The following is an 18,931-nucleotide window of genomic DNA, read 5'->3' on the forward strand; positions in this document are numbered from 1 at the left end:
CGTCGTCAACCCCGGATGCCCGAGCCCCCGTTGGGATTCATCGTTCCCCGGTCGCGTACCTGCGCACGGCGAGCGGCACGAACACGGCGAGGATGACGGCGCACCAGGTCAGCGCTCCGGCCACCGGGTGTGTCACCGGCCAGGCCCCCTCGCCCGGTACCGGTGCGTTTCCGAAGAGGTCCCGCAGTGCCGTGGTCACCGCGCTGATCGGATTCCACTCGGCCACCGTGCGCAGCCAGCCGGGCAGGTTGTCGGTGGGGATGTACGCGTTCGACAGCAGCGGCAGGATGAACGTCGCACCGCCCAGTTGCCCGGCCGCCTCCTCACTCTGTGAGGCGAGCCCCAGCACGATGCCGATCCATGTCGTCGCGAACCGGAAGAACAGCAGGAGACCGACGCCGGCCATCGCCCGGAGCGCCGACCCCTCGATCCGCCAGCCCACGGCCAGCCCGACCAGCATCAGCGGCACCGTGCCCACGGCGGTGACCACGAGGTCCGCGAGCGCCTGCCCGAGCGGCACGGCGGCCCGGCTCATCGGCAGCGTACGGAAGCGGTCCATCACGCCTCGGTGCGAGTCCTGGGCGGCCTGGAACATGCCGGTCATGATCCCATTGGCGGCGGTCGCCACCAGCAGTCCCGGCAGCAGGAAGGCGCGGTACTCCTGTCCGGGTGTCGCGAGGGCGCTGCCGAAGACGTAGCCGAAGAACAGCAGCATCGTGATCGGCATGGACTGGGTGAGGATCAGCAGCCCCGGATTGTGCCGGATCCGCCGCAGGTGCCGCCCCAGCATCGCGGTCCCGTCGTACGCCAACGTGCTCATGTCACAAGCTCCTTGCGGTCGGTGCGGCCTCCGGTGAGGCGCAGGAAGACGTCGTCGAGCGTCGGTGGGCGCAGGCTCGCGTCGAGCAGTGGCACCCCCGCGGCGTCGAGTTCACGGACGAGCCGGGGCAGGGTCAGTGTCGGATCGGTGGTCACCGCCCCGACCGCGTGCCGCTCCGGGGCGAACGCCGGTTCGGAGCCGGTGAGCCGGTCGAGGACGGCCGCCGCGCCGGGCATCGCGTCGGCGTGGGCGACGACGACCTCCGCGTACGAGCCGATGAGCGCCTTGAGTTCGGCGGGCGATCCGGTGTGCGCGACCCGGCCGTGGTCCACGAGCGCGATGTCGTCGGCGAGCCGGTCGGCCTCCTCCAGGTACTGCGTGGTCAGCACTACGGTCGTGCCCTCGCCCTTCAGGGCGCGCACGGCCTCCCAGATCTGGTTGCGGCTGGCCGGGTCGAGCCCGGTGGTGGGTTCGTCGAGGAAGACCACCTCGGGGCGGCGGATCAGGCTCGCCGCGAGGTCGAGGCGGCGTCGCATACCGCCCGAGTAGGTGGACGCGGGCCGGTCGGCGGCCTCGGCGAGCCCGAAGCGTTCGAGGAGTTCACCGGCGCGCGTGGGAGCGTCCCGCATCCGGTGCAGCCGCGCGAACAACCGCAGGTTCTCCCGGCCGGTGAGGTCGCCGTCGACGGAGGCGTACTGCCCGGTGACCCCGATGGCGCCGCGCACCGCGGCCGCCTCCCGTACGAGGTCGTGTCCGGCGACCCGCGCCGACCCCGCGTCGGGCCGCAGCAGCGTGGTGAGCAGGCGCACCGCCGTGGTCTTGCCCGCGCCGTTCGGTCCGAGCACCCCGCAGACGGTGCCCTCGGCCACCGCGAGATCGAGCCCGCGCACCGCGTGGACCACCTCCCCCTTGGTTCCGAAGCTCTTCTCCAGACCTTCACTAAGTACGGCGTACGTAGTTGTCATGGGGTGACCATAGCGCACTACGTACGCTGTACGTAACTAGGATGGTGGCGAGGTGATCGACGACATGACAGGGCGCAGTGCCGTACCCGAAGTGATCTGGGCCCGCCCCGAGCGCACGGGCCGTGGTCCGCGGGCGGCGTACAGCCGGGCGGACATCGCGGCCGCCGCGGTGCGGATCGCGGACGCGGACGGGCTCGAAGCGGTCTCGATGCGGCATGTGGCCACGGAGCTGGGCTGCGGCACGATGTCGCTGTACAACTACGTCCCGCGCAAGGAGGACCTGTACGAGCTGATGGTTGACGCCATCAGCGGTGAGCACGACTCCTGGGAGCCGACGGGCGACTGGCGCGCCGACATGCTCCGCGTCGCCCATCAGACCCGTGCCCTCATGCACCGCCACCCGTGGCTGCCGCGCCTGATGTCCCCGGTCTACGGCTTCAGCCCCAACGCCCTGCGCTACCTGGAGCACTGTCTCGTCTGCCTCGACCCGCTGGACGCGTCGTACGGCACGAAGATGGAGCTGATCGCGATGCTCAACGGCGTGGTGACGACGTACGTCGGCAACGAACTGGCCACCGCCGAACGCACCCGCTCCCTGCCCTGGTCCGAGGAGCAGGAGCAGGCGATGCGGATCGCCTACCTCGGCAGCCGGATCGCGACCGGCGCGTATCCGCGGATGGCGGCCGCCTTCACCCGGGACGCGGGCCCGATCGACCTGGAGGCGGTGTTCGAGCGGGCGCTGGGGCGGGTGCTGGACGCATTCGAACCAAAGGGTTAGATCTACGCGGCTGTCGGACCTGCGGGGTCAGATGAGCGCGAACTGTCCCTCGGGGCCCTCTTCGTGGTGATCGAGGACCGACGCGGGCCGGTGCGCCGCCTCCGGAACCGGCAGCACGCCCGCCTTGCGCAGCTCGCTCCGCGTGATCGGCGAGTCGATCGTCAACTCGGCCAGCTGGGGGCGGAGTTCCGCGAGCAGTGTCAGCACCGTGATGAGTTCCAGGAGCTCGGACGTCCAGGCCTGCGGCCAGCCGGCGGGCCGGATCGCCTCCAGGGTGCCCGGCCCGACCGGTTCCGCCGGCTCGGTCCTGGCCGCGAACCACTGCTCCAGGACCCGCACTCCGCCCACCTCGAAGTCCCAGGCCTCCGGCGGCACGGGCGAGATGCGGCCCTCGTCGAGGAGGAGGGCCTCCTCGTCGCGGTCGTAGCGCACGTCGAGGGGGCGCGACGGGAGCGGGGCGCGGACATAGGGGCGGCGGCCACCGGGAAGCTTGGGGCGCTCGCCGTCGCGGCGCATCAGCCACAGCATCCGGCGCCCCAACGCGACGCCGTTCGCCCACGCCTGCGGGTCGGCGGTGAGCGGGACGGCACACCCGTCCCGGCCCGACCGCGCGACCGCGACCGTCCAGGCGAGGATGTCGTCGGGTTCGGGGGAGTGACCGAGGCGGGCGCCCAGGTGCTCCAACAGGCCGGGCGCCAGATTCGGTTCGAGGCCCCCGGGGCGCCGGTGGAGGGGGCGGACACGGCCACCGCGACCGGCGCTCAGCGGCAGCACGGACGCGACCAGCAGCACCGGCCCCGACGTGTCCGGCACCACCGTCTGCTCCACCACGAACACCTGCCGCTCGTCGGCCACCCGCCACAACTCGGGGCGCGCCGCGTCGATCAGCCGGTGGTCCGGGATCAGCCACTGCTCGTCGAACGGGCCGTGCAGGACGCGTACCGGCTCCGGACAGGGTCCCGACTCCCGCTCCAGCCGGGCCGTCCCACTGGACTGCCCGGGCAGCTGCCCCACGGCCGAGTGCGTGGTGCGCGAGCGAGTCGGGCCGAACAACGCCTCGCGGCCCTGCCCCTCGGCCTTCATCAGCGCGTCCCAGCGCGCCTTCAGGGACGCCGCGTCGGGCGCCGTCGGCCACCCCCGGCCCAGCCTCGGCGGTGCGACGGACCACGGCATGAGGTCCGCGAGCAGCGGAGCGTCGGCGTGCGTCACGCCCGGCATCGTACGACGTGGGCGCCGCGCGCCGGTCTCGTACGCCATCGTCAGTGGGCGTCGAGGGTGACCGTGAAGGAGAAGCGGTCACCGCGGTAGTGGATGCGGGCCACGTCCAGGGCGCGGCCGTCCTCGCCGTGCACGATGCCCGTGTAGTGCAGGATCGGGCTGAGCAGCGGCACCTGGAGCAGCCGGGCCGTCTCCGGATCCGCGAGCCGCGCCTCCACCGTGTCGGTGATCCGGCTGATGCGCACGCCCACCACGTCCCGCAGTACCTTGGTCATGGGCCAGCGCACCAGGTCCTGCGGGTCGATCAGCGCGGCCAGTTCGGGACGGACGTAGTTGCGCGCGTGGTTCGTCGGCTCACCGGTCTTCTCGTCGCCGCGCAGCCGGTGGTACGTCCCCACCTCGGCCAGATCCGGGAAGTGCTCGGCGAGTTCGGCCGGTACCGGCACGCTCCCGTGGTCCAGCAGCTCGGTCGTCATGCCCGACTGCTGCGCGACGATCGTGTCCACCGAGCCCAGCAGCCGCACCGGAGCGCCCCGTTGCGCGCTCGGCTCGATGAACGTGCCCCGCCGCCGGTGGCGGGTGATCAGCCCCTCGTCCTCCAGCTCCTTGAGCGCCTGCCGCATGGTGAGCACACTCACCCCGTAGTGACCCGCCAACCGCTCCTCGGTGGGCAGGCGCAGCGGGTCCTGGGGCGAGCGCCCGAGTATCGAGGCGCGCAGGGACTGCGACACCTGGTACCAGAGCGGGAGTTTGCGGTTCAGGACGATCGAGTCCGGGGCGAAGGAGGTCACGAGGGATATCCGTACCGGTCGCCGACGCTCAGTGCAACGGGCCGAAGTGCCGCTGGAGGCCCTGCCACACGTCGTCGTACCCGCGCTGCAGATGCTCCGCGTGCGCCGCCTGCGCCGTGGCGGTCACCGGCCACCGGGTCTCGAACATGAACGCCAGCCCGTCGTCGATCTTCTGCGGCCGCAGCTCGGCGGCGGAGGCCCGGTCGAAGGTCTCCCGGTCCGGCCCGTGCGCCGACATCATGTTGTGCAGCGAACCGCCCCCCGGAACAAAGCCCTCCGCCTTCGCGTCGTACGCCCCCTCGATGAGCCCCATGTACTCGCTCATCACGTTCCGGTGGAAGTACGGCGGCCGGAAGGTGTCCTCGCCCACCAGCCAGCGCGGCGCGAACACCACGAAGTCGACCCCGGCGAGGCCCGGGGTGTCGCTCGGCGAGGTCAGCACCGTGAAGATCGACGGATCCGGGTGGTCGTAGCTGATCGTGCCGATCACATTGAAGCGGCGCAGGTCGTAGACGTACGGCACATGGTTGCCGTGCCAGGCGACGACATCCAGCGGCGAGTGGTCGTACGTCGCCGTCCAGAGGTTGCCGCAGAACTTGTTGACCACCTCCACCGGGCCCTCGACATCCTCGTACGCGGCGACGGGGGCGAGGAAGTCCCGCGCGTTGGCCAGTCCGTTGGCGCCGATCGGGCCGAGGTCGGGCAGTTGGAAGGGCGCCCCGTAGTTCTCGCACACATAGCCGCGGGCCGTCGGGCTCGGCCCGCCGCCGGGCTCGGCGTCCAGCAGCTCCACCCGGAAGCGGACCCCACGGGGAATCAGCGCCACCCGGCCCGGCTCCACGTGCAGCAGCCCGAACTCGGTCCGCAGCAGCAGCCCGCCGCGTTCCGGCACGATCAGCAGCTCCCCGTCGGCGTCGCTGAAGACGCGGTCCATCGAGGAGTCGGCGTGATACAGATGCACGGCCATACCGGTGCGCTGGGCCGCGTCGCCGTTGCCACCCAGCGTCCACAGGCCCGCGAGGAAGTCGGTGCCCCGCGCCGGCTCCGGCAGCGGGTTCCAGCGCAGCCGGTTCGGGTCGGGCTCGGTCTCCGTGAAGGGCGCCGAGCGCAGCGCCCCGTTGTCCGTGCGTGTGAACGCGGGGTGTGCGGCCGACGGACGGATCCGGTACAGCCACGAACGCCGGTTGTGCGCCCTCGGCTCCGTGAACGCCGAACCGCTCAGCTGCTCCGCGTACAGCCCGAGGGGGGCGCGCTGGGGCGTGTTGCGGCCGTGCGGCAGCGCCCCGGGGAGCGCCTCCGAGCTGTGTTCGTTGCCGAATCCGGTGAGGTAGGTCAGCCCCTCGGCCGTCTTCCTCGTGTCCCCGCTCATGATCGCTCCCTCGCGCCTGATTCCTATGCTTCACCGTAGGATTCAGCTTTTTCGCGCGCAAGAGGTACACCGAGGTGCGTGGCCGGCGAACGCGCGGCGCCGGAACCTCCGTGCGGAGTACACCCCAGGGCTGGCGGCACGACCCAAGAACCCGACTCCAGGGGGATCCGCCTGTCAGAGCGTTGTTCTAATCTCCCCGGCATGTCGTGGAAGCGTGGACTGCTCGCCGCGCTCGCGGTCTGCGCTCTGCTCGGCGGATCGGCGGGCTGCGGCACCGGTGCCGCACACGAGCGGAGGGACGCCGCGTCGCCCTCGCCCGTGGGCAAAATCCTGGACGAGACGGACAAAGAAGGACGGCACTACCGTGAGGTCGACAAGAAGAGCGCACCCGAGGTCGCCATCGAGGTCCAACCGGCCTCCGGCGACGGCTGGGACGTCCGCCTGACCGTCCACCGCTTCCGCTTCTCGCCCGCCGCCGCCAAGGCGGAGGCCGTGGCCGGCCGCGGCGTCGCGCTGCTGTCCCTGGACGGCCGGAACCTCGCCACCCTGCGCACCGCCGCGTACCACCTCACCGGCGACCTGGTCCCACGCGGCACCCACCACGTCACCGCGCGCCTCTACGCCGACGACCGCACGGCGTGGGCCGTCCACGGCAAGGCCGTCGAGAGCACGGCGGACATCACCGCCTCCGGAACCGCCGCGTCGACCCAGCCGTCGACACCTGCCTCGCCGCCTCCATCGACCCCGTCGGCCCCCGCGTCGACTCCGGCATCGACGGCAAGCGGGAACGGCGTCGCGGGCCGTACCGACACGGGAGGTTCACCGGATCCCGGCGGAAAGGCATCATGAAGCCTGTGCCCCAAGCGACCTCGCTGCGCCGCGCGCCCGTTCAGCGGCGCAGCGCCGAACGACTGACCAGGATCCTCGACGCCTGTGCCGACCTCCTCGACGAGGTCGGCTACGACGCCCTGAGCACCCGGGCCGTTGCCCAGCGCGCGGGCGTCCCCATCGGCTCCGTCTACCGCTTCTTCGGCAACAAGCGCGCCATGGCCGACGCGCTCGCCCAGCGCAACCTCGAGCGCTACACCGAACGCGTCACCGAACGCCTCCGGGCGACAGACGCGCAGGGCTGGCGCGCCGCCATGGACGCCGTACTCGACGAGTACCTCGCCATGAAGCGCACCGCGCCCGGCTTCTCCCTCGTCGACTTCGGCAACCAGATACCCGTCGGCACCCGCGACGCCGAGCCCAACACCCGCGTCGCCGACCGCCTCACCGACCTCCTCTCCGACTACCTCGACCGCACCCCCGACGAGGACCTCCGGCGCACCTTCCTGGTCGCCGTGGAGGCCGCCGACAGCCTGGTCCACCTGGCCTTCCGCATCGCCCCGGAGGGGGACGAGCGGATCATCGAGGAGACACGGGAGCTGCTGCGCGCGTATCTGGCCAGAGTTCTGGACTGAACCGCTCCACCGCTCTATCGCTGAAGCGCGCGGGCCGGGGGGAGGTGCGCGATTTCTCGACCTCACCCCCTTCAAGCCCTCCCTCTCATCCGTACCGGTCGGTATGCTCGGCCCGGTCCCTGTGCCACCGCTGCCACCGTCCTCCGGGAGGACCCGTGTCCCGCACCTCCGGCGCCACCCCCGACTCCCGCACCGCCCTGCGCGTCTGCCCCCTCTGCGAGGCCACCTGCGGGCTGACCCTCACCATCGAGGGCACCCGGGTCACCGGCGCCCGCGGCGACCGCGACGACGTCTTCAGCAAGGGGTTCATCTGCCCCAAGGGCGCCTCCTTCGGCGCGGCCGACGGCGACCCCGACCGGCTGCGCACCCCCCTCGTCCGCACGGACGGCGAACTGCGCGAGGCCACCTGGCAGGAGGCCTTCGACGCGATCGCGGCGGGCCTCGGCCCGGTCGTCGAGCAGTACGGCCCGCACGCCCTCGGCCTCGTCCTCGGCAACCCCAACGTGCACACCATGGCCGGCGCCCTCTACCCGCCCGTCCTGCTCACCGCGCTGCGCACGCACAGCGTCTTCACCGCCTCCACGCTCGACCAGATGCCCAAACACGTCTCGAGCGGCCTCCTCTACGGCGACGCCAACGCGATCCCGGTCCCGGACCTCGACCACACCGACCACCTCCTCCTCATCGGCGCCAACCCCCTGGAATCCAACGGGAGCCTGTGCACCGCCCCCGACTTCCCCGGCAAGCTCAAGGCACTGCGCGCCCGCGGCGGCACCCTGACGGTCATCGACCCGCGCACCACCCGTACCGCCAAACTCGCCGACCGCCACGTGACCATCCGCCCCGGCACCGACGCCCTGCTGCTCGCCGCGATGACATACGTCCTCTTCGAGGAGAAGCTCGTCGACCTGCGCGACCTCGCTCCGCACGTCCAGGACGTCGAAGAACTCGCCACTGCCGTACGGGACTTCACTCCCGAGGCCGCAAGTGAGGCCTGCGACGTGGACGCCGACACCATCCGGGCGCTGGCCCGCGAACTCGCCGCCGCCCCCACCGCCGCCGTCTACGGCCGCATCGGCAGCTGCACCGTCCCGCACGGCACCCTCGCCAGCTGGCTCGTCGACATCCTCAACATCCTCACCGGCAACCTCGACCGCCCCGGCGGCGCCCTCTTCCCGCAGGCCGCCACCGACAAGACGCCCCGCCCCGCCGGACCCGGCCGCGGCTTCGCGCTCGGCCGCTGGCGCAGCCGGGTGAGCCGCCACCCCGAGGCCAAGGGTGAACTCCCGCTCGCCGCACTCGCCGAGGAGATCGACACCGCCACACCCGAGGGCAGCCCCGTCCGCGCCCTCATCGTCATCGCCGCCAACCCCGTACTGTCGGCACCCGACGGCAACCGCCTCGACAAGGCCCTCGGCTCCCTCGACTTCATGGTCAGCGTCGACCCGTACCTGAACGAGACCGCACGCCACGCCGACGTCGTGCTGCCGCCGCCCCCGCCCTCGCAGAGCGCCCACCACGACTTCGCCTTCAACACCCTCGCCGTACGCAACCAGGTCCGCTACAACCGCCCCGCCATCCCCCTCGAACCGGGCCGCATGGCCGAGACCGAGATCCTCGCCCGGCTGGTGCTCGCCGCGACCGGCATGCACGGCGCCGACCCGTCCGCCGTGGACGCCATGGTCATCGACTCCACCCTCGGCAAGGCCGTCCAGGACCCGCACGGCCCCGTCCACGAACGCGACCCGAAAGAACTCGCCGCACGGCTCACCGGCGAGAGCGGACCCGAACGCAGGCTCGACATGATGCTGCGCCTCGGCCCGTACGGCGAGGGCTTCGGCGCCCGGCCCGACGGCCTGAGCCTGGAGAAACTGCTCGCCCACCCGCACGGCATCGACCTCGGACCGCTGCGCTCACGTCTGCCGCAGCCTCTGAAGACGCGCAGCGGAAAGATCGAGCTGCTGCCGGCACCGATTGTCGACGATCTTCCCCGGCTGCGTGCCGCCTTGCGTGAGCGTCCGGCGGCGATCGTCCTCGTCGGCCGCCGCCATCTGCGCTCCAACAACAGCTGGATGCACAACGTCCCCGCCCTCACCGGCGGTACCAACCGCTGCACCCTGCACATCCACCCCGAGGACGCGGCACGCCTCGGCCTCGCCGACGGGGCGGCCGTGCGCGTCAAGGGCGCCGGGGGAGAGGTGGTGGCCCCGGCCGAGGTCACGGACGCCGTACGACGTGGGGTGGTGAGCCTGCCGCATGGCTGGGGCCACGACCGCCCCGGCACCCGGATGAGCCACGCGGCCCTCGACCCGGGCGTCAACGTCAACCAGCTCCTCGACGGCTCGCTCCTCGACCCGCTGTCGGGCACGGCGGTGCTCAACGGGGTGCCCGTGGAGCTCGCGGCATGCCCGTAGCAACCCCCCGCCTGCCGAGACAAGCCTGTGACCTGGAGTTTTGCGCTTATTGCTCGCGTGTCAACATCTTGTTAACGCAATCTTGCGCGACCTAACGTCAACGCACCGCCGGCCCTGGTGGGAGTTCAAGGGCGAACGTTAGGTAATCCAACTCATGCTGACCATCCTCGGCTTCACCATGATCGCGACCTTCCTGGTCCTGATCATGCTGAAGAAGATGTCGCCGATCGCGGCGCTCGTGCTGATCCCGGCACTCTTCTGTGTCTTCGTCGGAAAGGGCGCCAAGCTCGGTGACTACGTCATCGACGGCGTCACCAGCCTCGCCCCCACGGCGGCGATGCTGATGTTCGCGATCGTCTACTTCGGTGTGATGATCGACGTCGGTCTCTTCGACCCGATCGTCCGGGGGATCCTCAAGTTCTGCAAGGCCGACCCGCTGCGGATCGTGGTCGGCACGGCGGTCCTCGCCGCGATCGTCTCCCTCGACGGCGACGGCTCGACCACCTTCATGATCACGGTCTCGGCGATGTACCCGCTGTACAAGCGCCTCAAGATGAGCCTGGTCGTGATGACCGGCGTCGCCGCCATGGCCAACGGCGTGATGAACACGCTCCCCTGGGGCGGCCCCACGGCCCGCGCCGCGACCGCGCTGAAGCTCGACGCCAGCGACATCTTCGTCCCGATGATCCCGGCCCTCGCCGTCGGCCTGCTCGGCGTCCTCGCCCTCTCGTACGTCCTCGGGCGCCGCGAGCGCAAGCGGCTCGGCGTGCTGACGCTGGACGAGGTCCTGGAGCCGGAGACCGAGACGGTGCTCGTCGGCGCGGGTGCGGGCGCCTCCGGCGATCGCGACGGCGCCGTCGCGAAGCAGGCGGCACGTGCAGGTGGTTCCGGCTCCGGCACCGACGCCGATCTGCCCGAAGCGGACGACGACTTCCAGGGTCTCGACCCCAACCGCGCCACCCTGCGCCCCAAGCTCTACTGGTTCAACGCGCTCCTCACGGTCACCCTGCTCACCGCCATGATCATGGAGTGGCTGCCGATCCCGGTCCTCTTCCTGCTCGGCGCCGCGCTCGCACTCACCGTCAACTTCCCCCACATGCCCGACCAGAAGGCCCGCCTCGGCGCCCACGCCGAGAACGTCCTCAACGTCTCCGGCATGGTCTTCGCCGCCGCCGTCTTCACCGGCGTCCTCCAGGGCACCGGCATGGTCGACCACATGTCCAAGTGGCTGGTCTCCAACATCCCCGACGGCATGGGCCCGCACATGGCCCTCGTCACCGGCGTCCTGAGCATCCCGCTCACCTACTTCATGTCGAACGACGGCTTCTACTTCGGTGTCCTCCCGGTCCTCGCCGAAGCGGGCCAGGCACACGGAGTCTCGTCCCTGGAGATCGCCCGCGCCTCGCTCGTCGGCCAGCCGCTGCACATGTCCAGCCCGCTGGTGCCCGCCGTGTACGTCCTCGTCGGCATGGCGAAGGTCGAGTTCGGAGACCACACCAGGTTCGTGGTGAAGTGGGCGGCGCTGACTTCGCTGGTGGTGTTGGGGGCGGGGATTCTGTTCGGCATCATCTGACGGGCGGGTATCGACTGACAGTTTCTGTCATCTGTTATCTGTCATCTGAAATCCGTCATCTGTGATCTGTCGGTGGATATCGGCCAGTCGATACCCGTCATCTGTCACCTGTTCTCTGCAATCCGTCATCTGTAATCCGTCATCGGATGGAGGGGTGTCCCCGTGGGGCCCGGTCGGAACCGCGGCTGGCTGCTGCGCCTCGTCATCGCCTTCGCCTTCGCGCAGGGGGCGGTGTCGATGGCCCGCCCCGCCGTCTCCTACCGGGCCCTTGCCCTGGGCGCCGACGAACGCGCCATCGGTGTGATCGCCGGTGTGTACGCCCTGCTGCCCCTCTTCGCCGCCGTACCGCTGGGCCGCCGTACCGACCACGGTCGTTGTGCCCCGCTGCTGCCCGTCGGGGTCGTCCTCATCGCGGGCGGGTGCGCGCTCAGCGGTACGGCGGACTCGCTGGGGGCGATGGCTGCCTGGAGCGGGGTGATGGGCCTCGGTCACCTCTGCTTCGTCATCGGTGCCCAGTCGATCGTGGCCCGGCAGTCCGCGCCGCACGAACAGGACCGCAACTTCGGCCATTTCACCATCGGCGCCTCCCTGGGCCAACTGGTCGGGCCGATCGTCGCGGGCCTCCTGATCGGGGGCCCGGACAGGGCGGGCAGCAGCGCGCAGGCGCTGCTCGTCGCGGGTGCGCTCGCCGCGGTGTCGTTCAGCTCGCTCTGGCGCATCGAGCACCGTACGTCCGCCGAGTCCCGTACGGGTCAGGGTGACCGCGTGCCCGTGCACCGCATTCTGCGCGCCCGGGGCGTACCCGCCGGAATCCTCATCAGCCTCTCCGTGCTGTCCGCGACGGACATCCTGACCGCGTATCTGCCCGTGGTCGGCGAGCACCGGGGCATCGCGCCGTCCGTGATCGGTCTGCTGCTCAGTCTGCGCGCGGCGGCGACCATCGCCTGTCGGCTGGTCATGACGCCGATGCTGCGACTGCTGGGCCGGGCGGTGCTGCTCACCGCGACCTGTCTGGTGGCCGGTGTGCTGTGCGCGGGTCTCGCGCTGCCGGTGCCGGTGTGGGCGCTGGCCGCGATGCTGCTCGTCCTCGGCTTCTGTCTGGGCGTCGGCCAGCCGCTGTCCATGACGACGGTCGTGCAGGCCGCCCCGGACGAGGCCCGCTCCACGGCCCTCGCCCTGCGGCTGACCGGCAACCGTCTGGGGCAGGCGGCTGCCCCGGCCGCGGCGGGGCTGGTCGCCGGGGTCGCCGGAGTGGCCGCGCCGTTCGTGATGCTGGGCGCGCTGTTGGTGCTGTCCTCGGGGATCGCGCTGCGCTCGCCGAGGAAGGCGCCCGCCGAGCGTGCCGAGCGAGTACGGCCCGGGGTGCTCCTGCGTCGCAAGAGCGACATCTGACCTTCCCCGGCCGGCCCGACGAGGGTGCGGCGAAGTGTCTGTCGGGCCGGTAGGCGATCGTCCGTTTCCGCCGCACCCGAACGGGGACGGGAACCGCGGCGGGAACCGACACGCCGGATCCCGCCGGGTGTCTTCCCCCAGGTGGTCGCGGTCCGTTAACTTCCGTGACTCATACGTCCCTTGCGGCCCGCTCGGGGCGTCTCGACCGCGGAGCGACAGCGCCCTGTGAGCCCCCGGGGGCACCCTTCATGACACGCGCCATCTCCCTGCACCAGGTCAGCAAGTCGTATACGCGCGGTGTCCGCGTGGTGGAACGGCTGTCGCTGGACATCCGGCCGGGCGAGTTCCTCGTACTGCTCGGTCCCTCCGGCTGCGGCAAGTCGACCGTGCTGAGGATGATCGCCGGTCTGGAGGACGCCACTGAGGGCGAGGTGCGCCTCGACGGTGAGAACGCGGGCGATCTGCCGCCGTCCGAGCGGGACATGGCGATGGTCTTCCAGAACTTCGCCCTCTACCCGAGCATGACGGGCCGCGACAACATCGGCTTCCCGTTGCGCATCGAGACCCCCGGAGAGGACCCGCGTCCGCGTGTCGACGCCACCGCCCGGATGCTCGGCATCGAGGACCTCCTCGACCGTTTCCCCCACCAGCTGTCGGGCGGCGAACGCCAGCGCGTGGCGATGGGCCGTGCGATCGCCCGCCACCCCTCCGCCTTCCTGATGGACGAGCCGCTCTCCAACCTCGACGCCAAGCTCCGTAACCACCTGCGCGCCGAGATCGCCTCGCTCACCAGGGAGTTGGGCGTCACCACGGTGTACGTCACCCACGACCAGGCCGAGGCGTTGTCGCTCGGCGACCGGGTAGCCATCCTGCGCGGCGGCGTCCTCCAGCAACTGGGCACACCCCGTACGGTCTACGCGCTGCCGGCGAACGTCTTCGTCGCCGCCTTCATCGGCACCCCGCGCATCAATCTGCTGCGCGGCCTGGTCCGGGCCCCGCTCGACGGGGCGATGACGATCAGCCTCGGCAAGCAGTATCTGCCGCTGCGCGAGCCCTGGACGGTGGATCAGCGGTTGCTGCGGGTGCAGCAGGGCCGCGAGGTCATCGTCGGACTGCGTTCCGAGGCCGTCCGCCTGGCCAAGCCGTCGGAGGCCCGGCCCGGCGAGGTGGCGATCAGTGGTCTCGTCGAGCATGTGGAGTTCCAGGGGCACGAGGTGCTCGTCCACTTCAACACCGGCTCGCGGCCCGCCTTCGTCCCGGACCTGGAGGCGCCGCGCCCGGTCCGCCCGGTCAGGCGCCGCCGTCGCGAGGGCTCGCTCCTCGACCGTCTCCGGGACCGCCGGGCCGGTCTGCGGGCCGGGCCGGTGGTCGACCTCGACGACCCCGCCGACGCGGGTCCGGCGCGTGACGACGAGACACCGCCGGATGGCCGGCTCCCCGGCGATCTGGTCGTCCGCACCACCCCCGACTTCGACCTCCGGCACGGCATGCAGGTTCCCCTCCTCGTCGACCTCGCCCATCTGTTCGTCTTCGACCGGCACGGCGAACGCATCTGCCCCGCTCCGGCGCGGCTGCCGGACCTGGACGAGTGAGGTGAGCAGGGTGAGTCGCGGGAAGACGTCTGGCGCCTGAAAACTAACACCGCTAGTTTGTGGTTCGGACGACGCCGCGAGGCGGACGGCACGCCCCCGCCCGGGAGGAACACGATGAAGGCACATGACGGCATGTACATCGACGGTGCTTGGCGCCCCGCCGCCGGGACGGACACGATCGAGGTCGTGAACCCGGTGGACGAACAGGTTGTCGGCAGGGTTCCGGCGGGCACGGCCGAGGACGTCGACATCGCCGTACGGGCCGCCCGCGCCGCCTTCCCGGCCTGGGCCGCGACCCCGCCCGCCGAGCGGGCCGCACGGCTCGGTGCCCTGCGTGACGTCCTCACCGCACGCAAGGACGAGATCGCCGAGACGGTCACGGCGGAGCTCGGCTCCCCGCTGTCCTTCTCGCAGGCGGTCCACGCGACCGTACCGATCCTGGTCGCGGGCTCGTACGCCGGACTGGCGGCCTCCTACGCCTTCGAGGAGAAGGTCGGCAACTCGATCGTCTACCAGGAGCCGATCGGTGTGGTCGGCGCGATCACACCCTGGAACTACCCGCTGCACCAGATCGTCGCCAAGGTCGCCCCCGCGCTCGCGGCGGGCTGCACGGTCGTCCTGAAGCCCGCCGAGGACACCCCGCTCACCGCCCAGCTCTTCGCGGAGGCGGTCGCGGAGGCGGGTGTCCCGGCCGGCGTCTTCAACCTCGTCACCGGCCTCGGCCCGGTCGCGGGCCAGGCCCTCGCCGAACACCCGGACGTGGACCTGGTCTCCTTCACGGGGTCCACGGCGGTGGGGCGGCGGATCGGAGCGACGGCCGGTGCGGCGGTCAAGCGGGTCGCCCTCGAACTCGGCGGCAAGTCCGCCAACGTCATCCTGCCGAGCGCCGACCTCGCCAAGGCCGTCAACGTCGGCGTCGCCAACGTGATGTCCAACTCCGGCCAGACGTGCAGCGCCTGGACCCGCATGCTCGTGCACGCCGCGCAGTACGAGGAGGCGGTCGAACTCGCCGCGACCGCCGCGGCGAAGTACGGGGACCGCATCGGACCGGTCGTCAACGCCAAGCAGCAGGCGCGGGTGCGCGGTTACATCGAGAAGGGCGTCGCCGAGGGCGCCCGGCTGGTCGCGGGCGGCCCCGAATCCCCGCGCGAGCAAGGGTATTTCGTCCAGCCGACCGTCTTCGCGGACGTCACCCCCGAGATGACGATCGCGCAGGAGGAGATCTTCGGCCCGGTGCTGTCGGTGATCCCGTACGAGGACGAGGAGGACGCCGTCCGGATCGCCAACGGCACGGTGTACGGGCTCGCGGGCGCGGTGTGGGCGGGTGACGAGGCCGAGGCGGTCGCCTTCGCGCGACGGCTCGACACCGGTCAGGTCGACATCAACGGCGGCCGGTTCAACCCCAGTGCCCCGTTCGGCGGTTACAAGCAGTCGGGGGTCGGACGAGAACTGGGCGCGCACGGCCTGTCCGAGTACCTCCAGACGAAGTCCCTCCAGTTCTAGCCCGTTCCACTCCATCCCACTCCACTCCACTCCCTTCCAGTCAGTTCCAGAGTTCTGGGCCCGAGGAGCTTTTACGTGGTTCGCGCTGCCGTACTTCCCGCCGTGGGCGCTCCCCTGGAGATCGCCGAGATCGACCTCCCGGAACCCGGTCCCGGCCAGGTCCGCGTCAGGCTGGCCGCCGCCGGCGTCTGTCACTCCGACCTCTCGCTGTCCGACGGCACCATGAGGGTGCCCGTCCCCGCCGTCCTCGGCCACGAGGGTGCCGGGACCGTCGTCTCCGTCGGGGAGGGCGTGACGGGTGTCGCACCCGGTGACGGAGTCGTCCTCAACTGGGCACCCTCCTGCGGCAGTTGCCACGCCTGCTCGCTGGGGGAGGTGTGGCTGTGCGCCAACGCGCTGAGCGGCGCGGGGGACGTGTACGCGCGGCGCGCCTCCGACGGGAGCGATCTCCATCCCGGGCTGAACGTCGCCGCGTTCGCCGAGGAGACCGTCGTGGCCGCCGGCTGCGTACTCCCCGTCCCGGACGGCATCCCCCTCACCGACGCCGCCCTCCTCGGCTGCGCCGTCCTCACCGGGTACGGCGCCGTCCACCACTCGGCGCGGGTCCGTGCCGGAGAGACCGTCGCCGTGTTCGGGGTGGGCGGGGTGGGGCTCGCGGCGCTCCAGGCGGCGCGGATCGCGGACGCGTCGCAGGTCATCGCGGTGGACATCTCTCCGGAGAAGGAGTCACTGGCACGCGAGGCCGGCGCCACGCACTACGTCGTCGCCTCCGACACCACCGCCCGCGAGATCCGCTCCCTCACCGGCAAGCAGGGCGTCGACGTCGCCGTCGAGTGTGTGGGCCGTGCCGTGACCATTCGCGCGGCCTGGGACTCCACCCGCCGCGGCGGCCGTACGACGGTCGTCGGCATCGGCGGCAAGGACCAGCAGGTCACCTTCAACGCCCTGGAGATCTTCCACTGGGGCCGTACGCTGTCCGGCTGTGTGTACGGCAACTCCGACCCTGCGCGGGACCTGCCGGTGCTGGCGGAGCATGTTCGGGCGGGGCGTCTGGATCTGGGGATGCTGGTGACCGAGCGGATCGGGCTGGACGGGATCGCCGGGGCGTTCGAGAACATGGTGGCGGGGAAGGGCGGGCGAGCGCTGGTGGTGTTCTAGGGCAGATCGGCCGGGCAGGCCCTAGCCCCGGGTGGCGTGGTCGTCCGCGGTTGGGTGAGGGCTGGTCGTGCGGCTTCCCGCGTCCCTGACAGCCTTGGACCGGGGGCGGGAGCGGGACACCGCTACCCCGGTCAGGCACAGTGCGCCGCCCGCCAGGGTGAGCAGCGCCGGTACCTCGTCGAGGAACAGCCAGGACATCGCGACGACGAGCGCGGGCACCGCGTAGGTGGTCGCGCCCATGCGGCTCGCGGTGGTCCGGGCCAGCGCGTACGCCCAGGTCGTGAACGCCAGCGCGGTCGGGAAGACCCCCAGGTAGAGCACGTTGAGGGTGGCGGAGGCGGGCGCGTCCGCCACGTCGTGGACCAGCTGTCCCGCGAACGGCAGGCACACCACGGCCCCGACCAGACAGCCGAACGTGGTCACCTGGAGGGCGCTCGCCCGCCCGAGCGCCGGCTTCTGCGCGACGACCCCCGCCGCGTAGCCGACGGCGGCGAGCAGACACAGGACCACCCCGAGCACCGAGGAACCGCCCTCGCCGGACATCGACAGCCCCACCGCGACCGCCCCCGCGAACGACACCGCCATGCCCGCGAGCAGCCGCGGCGGCATCGCGTCGCCGAGCAGCCGGGAGCCGAGCAGCGCGATGAGGATCGGGCCGATGTTCACGACCAGCGCCGCCGTGCCGGCGTCCACCTGCTGCTCACCCCAGTTGAGCACCACCATGTAGAAGCCGAACCAGAGCAGGCCGGATATCGCGATCCCGCGCCAGGCCGCGCGCGGCGGCCACCCCTCCCTGCGTACGAGACAGAGGGCGCCCAGCGTGACCGAGCCTGCCAGCAGCCGCCCGAGTGCCAGCGCGCCCGGCGAGTACGCCGCGCCCGCGCTGCGGATCGACACGAAGGCGGAGGCCCACAGCACGACCGTGACGGTCGCGGCGCCCGCGGCGAGCAGCTCCGCGCGACGGGCGGGCGCGGGGGAAGCGGCGTTCATCATGGTCCCGAGGGTAGGTGGGGTACGGGGGAAAGGGCTCGCGGATTTCGGACGCCGCGGTGGGGTGTGGTCGCTCAGTGGAGTGCCGTTGCCTCGATGCCCAGGAGTTCCGCGAAGGCCCGCTCGCCGTCCGGCGTGACCTTGACCGCGCGCTCCGAGCCGATACGTACGCACCAGTGGGCGTCCAGGGCGTGGCGGCACAGGGCCGCGCCTGCGGTACCCGCGAGGTGGGGGCGGCGTTCGGTCCAGTCGAGGCAGGCGCGGGTGAGGGGGCGGCGGCCGGTGCGGTTCAGGTCGATGCCTGTCTCGTCGAACCATCGCAGGCCCGCGTCCGTGAGCGCGAACCCGGTGTCCTGGCGGAGCAGGCCGCGGTGGGTGAGTGCGTCGGTGAGGGTGATGCCGAGACGGCCCGCGAGGTGGTCGTAACACGTGCGGGCGCGGGCCATCGCGGAGCCCGTTCCGGCTTCCCGCAGGGTGCGGGGGCGTCGGGTGGAGTCGGGTGCGACCTGGGCGGCGAGGTCCTCGACGAGTTGGGCGACGTGAGGGTCCGCGAGCCGCACGTAGCGGTGTCGGCCCTGTCGTTCCTCGGCGAGCAGGCCGCCGGCGACGAGCTTGCCCAGGTGTTCGCTGGCCGTCGAGGGGGCGACGTGGGCGTGCCTGGCCAGTTCCCCCGCGGTCCAGGCGCGGCCGTCGAGCAGGGTGAGCAGGAAGGTGGCGCGGGTCTCGTCCGCGAACATTGCGGCCAGCGCGGCGAGTCCCGGTGCGACCGGATCCGTCGACCTCGTCATGCCACCCATCATCCGCCCTCGACCGTTCGGCCTTCGCCGAACGGTCTCCGGGCCGCGGGGGTTCTTCGGCCGCGGGTGAGTGGGGGCTGACCGCTCAGTTCCCCGCGGCCCCCAAGA

The 18,931-nt window shown here is 71.6% G+C and carries 16 protein-coding genes; 9 read left to right on the plus strand and 7 right to left on the minus strand.

Annotation, left to right across the window (positions count from 1 at the left end):
- Window positions 1-37: 37 nt before the first annotated feature.
- Together SMIR_RS30920 and SMIR_RS30925 are read right to left on the minus strand one after the other, a co-directional pair.
- The gene (locus SMIR_RS30920; RefSeq protein ID WP_168490253.1) at window positions 38-820 is read right to left on the minus strand and encodes an ABC transporter permease; all 783 of its coding nucleotides are present in this window, start codon (window positions 818-820) and stop codon (window positions 38-40) included.
- Window positions 817-1,785 (minus strand): efflux ABC transporter ATPase subunit, DrrA-related, encoded by a 969-nt coding sequence (locus SMIR_RS30925; protein WP_212727645.1) that lies wholly within the window; start codon window positions 1,783-1,785, stop codon window positions 817-819. Before SMIR_RS30925 ends, SMIR_RS30920 begins: the two co-directional genes overlap by 4 nt.
- A 64-nt stretch (window positions 1,786-1,849) precedes the next feature.
- Between SMIR_RS30925 and SMIR_RS30930 the strand changes: the two genes are divergently transcribed.
- Window positions 1,850-2,563: a TetR/AcrR family transcriptional regulator gene (locus SMIR_RS30930; RefSeq protein WP_212727646.1), complete on the plus strand. Its 714-nt coding sequence runs from the start codon at window positions 1,850-1,852 to the stop codon at window positions 2,561-2,563.
- A gap of 27 nt (window positions 2,564-2,590) precedes the next feature.
- Here SMIR_RS30930 and SMIR_RS30935 read toward each other — a convergent pair whose 3' ends face one another.
- Genes SMIR_RS30935 through hmgA form a run of 3 tightly spaced genes read right to left on the minus strand, consistent with a single transcriptional unit; the run spans window position 2,591 to window position 5,941 of the window.
- Window positions 2,591-3,781 carry a type ISP restriction/modification enzyme gene (locus SMIR_RS30935; protein ID WP_212728433.1) on the minus strand — a complete coding sequence of 397 codons (1,191 nt, stop codon included), beginning with the start codon at window positions 3,779-3,781 and terminating at the stop codon, window positions 2,591-2,593.
- Window positions 3,782-3,822: 41 nt separating this feature from the next.
- Window positions 3,823-4,572: a GntR family transcriptional regulator gene (locus tag SMIR_RS30940; protein ID WP_101406031.1), complete on the minus strand. Its 750-nt coding sequence runs from the start codon at window positions 4,570-4,572 to the stop codon at window positions 3,823-3,825.
- Between the two features lie 28 nt (window positions 4,573-4,600).
- On the minus strand, window positions 4,601-5,941 hold the full coding sequence (gene hmgA, locus SMIR_RS30945; protein WP_212727647.1) for a homogentisate 1,2-dioxygenase: 1,341 nt from the start codon (window positions 5,939-5,941) through the stop codon (window positions 4,601-4,603).
- Window positions 5,942-6,142: 201 nt separating this feature from the next.
- Between hmgA and SMIR_RS30950 the strand changes: the two genes are divergently transcribed.
- From SMIR_RS30950 to SMIR_RS30985, 8 genes are all read left to right on the plus strand, one after another.
- Window positions 6,143-6,790, plus strand: coding sequence for a nuclear transport factor 2 family protein (locus SMIR_RS30950; protein ID WP_212727648.1), 648 nt, complete (start codon window positions 6,143-6,145; stop codon window positions 6,788-6,790).
- Window positions 6,787-7,404, plus strand: coding sequence for a TetR/AcrR family transcriptional regulator (locus SMIR_RS30955; RefSeq protein ID WP_212727649.1), 618 nt, complete (start codon window positions 6,787-6,789; stop codon window positions 7,402-7,404). Before SMIR_RS30950 ends, SMIR_RS30955 begins: the two co-directional genes overlap by 4 nt.
- A 155-nt stretch (window positions 7,405-7,559) precedes the next feature.
- Complete coding sequence (locus SMIR_RS30960) at window positions 7,560-9,818, plus strand: molybdopterin oxidoreductase family protein (protein ID WP_212727650.1); 2,259 nt, start codon at window positions 7,560-7,562, stop codon at window positions 9,816-9,818.
- Window positions 9,819-9,972: 154 nt separating this feature from the next.
- Window positions 9,973-11,391: a CitMHS family transporter gene (locus tag SMIR_RS30965; protein WP_168490246.1), complete on the plus strand. Its 1,419-nt coding sequence runs from the start codon at window positions 9,973-9,975 to the stop codon at window positions 11,389-11,391.
- Between the two features lie 162 nt (window positions 11,392-11,553).
- Window positions 11,554-12,783: an MFS transporter gene (locus SMIR_RS30970; protein ID WP_212727651.1), complete on the plus strand. Its 1,230-nt coding sequence runs from the start codon at window positions 11,554-11,556 to the stop codon at window positions 12,781-12,783.
- A 248-nt stretch (window positions 12,784-13,031) separates the two neighbouring features.
- Window positions 13,032-14,375 (plus strand): ABC transporter ATP-binding protein, encoded by a 1,344-nt coding sequence (locus SMIR_RS30975; RefSeq protein ID WP_168490244.1) that lies wholly within the window; start codon window positions 13,032-13,034, stop codon window positions 14,373-14,375.
- A gap of 114 nt (window positions 14,376-14,489) precedes the next feature.
- Window positions 14,490-15,878: an aldehyde dehydrogenase family protein gene (locus SMIR_RS30980; RefSeq protein WP_212727652.1), complete on the plus strand. Its 1,389-nt coding sequence runs from the start codon at window positions 14,490-14,492 to the stop codon at window positions 15,876-15,878.
- Window positions 15,879-15,953: 75 nt separating this feature from the next.
- A complete protein-coding gene (locus SMIR_RS30985) occupies window positions 15,954-17,036 on the plus strand; it encodes a Zn-dependent alcohol dehydrogenase (protein ID WP_168490242.1) in 1,083 nt (360 codons plus the stop codon).
- Between the two features lie 21 nt (window positions 17,037-17,057).
- Here the strand turns inward: SMIR_RS30985 and SMIR_RS30990 are convergent, their stop codons facing one another.
- Both SMIR_RS30990 and SMIR_RS30995 read right to left on the minus strand, forming a co-directional pair.
- Window positions 17,058-18,026, minus strand: coding sequence for a DMT family transporter (locus SMIR_RS30990; RefSeq protein WP_422664530.1), 969 nt, complete (start codon window positions 18,024-18,026; stop codon window positions 17,058-17,060).
- A 74-nt stretch (window positions 18,027-18,100) separates the two neighbouring features.
- Window positions 18,101-18,826: a metalloregulator ArsR/SmtB family transcription factor gene (locus tag SMIR_RS30995; RefSeq protein WP_168490240.1), complete on the minus strand. Its 726-nt coding sequence runs from the start codon at window positions 18,824-18,826 to the stop codon at window positions 18,101-18,103.
- Between the last annotated feature and the right edge of the window lie 105 nt (window positions 18,827-18,931).

Source organism: Streptomyces mirabilis (assembly GCF_018310535.1).
Taxonomy (GTDB): Bacteria; Actinomycetota; Actinomycetes; order Streptomycetales; family Streptomycetaceae; genus Streptomyces.

What these genes read in the sequence shown, in the direction of transcription:
- SMIR_RS30975 (WP_168490244.1), top strand. Translation starts at nt 13,032, where the DNA reads ATGACACGCGCCATCTCCCTGCACCAGGTCAGCAAGTCGTATACGCGC.
- SMIR_RS30980 (WP_212727652.1), top strand. Translation starts at nt 14,490, where the DNA reads ATGAAGGCACATGACGGCATGTACATCGACGGTGCTTGGCGCCCCGCC.
- SMIR_RS30925 (WP_212727645.1), bottom strand. Translation starts at nt 1,785, where the DNA reads ATGACAACTACGTACGCCGTACTTAGTGAAGGTCTGGAGAAGAGCTTC.
- SMIR_RS30930 (WP_212727646.1), top strand. Translation starts at nt 1,850, where the DNA reads ATGACAGGGCGCAGTGCCGTACCCGAAGTGATCTGGGCCCGCCCCGAG.
- SMIR_RS30935 (WP_212728433.1), bottom strand. Translation starts at nt 3,781, where the DNA reads ATGCCGGGCGTGACGCACGCCGACGCTCCGCTGCTCGCGGACCTCATG.
- SMIR_RS30965 (WP_168490246.1), top strand. Translation starts at nt 9,973, where the DNA reads ATGCTGACCATCCTCGGCTTCACCATGATCGCGACCTTCCTGGTCCTG.
- SMIR_RS30950 (WP_212727648.1), top strand. Translation starts at nt 6,143, where the DNA reads ATGTCGTGGAAGCGTGGACTGCTCGCCGCGCTCGCGGTCTGCGCTCTG.
- SMIR_RS30920 (WP_168490253.1), bottom strand. Translation starts at nt 820, where the DNA reads ATGAGCACGTTGGCGTACGACGGGACCGCGATGCTGGGGCGGCACCTG.
- hmgA (WP_212727647.1), bottom strand. Translation starts at nt 5,941, where the DNA reads ATGAGCGGGGACACGAGGAAGACGGCCGAGGGGCTGACCTACCTCACC.
- SMIR_RS30955 (WP_212727649.1), top strand. Translation starts at nt 6,787, where the DNA reads ATGAAGCCTGTGCCCCAAGCGACCTCGCTGCGCCGCGCGCCCGTTCAG.
- SMIR_RS30990 (WP_422664530.1), bottom strand. Translation starts at nt 18,026, where the DNA reads ATGAACGCCGCTTCCCCCGCGCCCGCCCGTCGCGCGGAGCTGCTCGCC.
- SMIR_RS30995 (WP_168490240.1), bottom strand. Translation starts at nt 18,826, where the DNA reads ATGATGGGTGGCATGACGAGGTCGACGGATCCGGTCGCACCGGGACTC.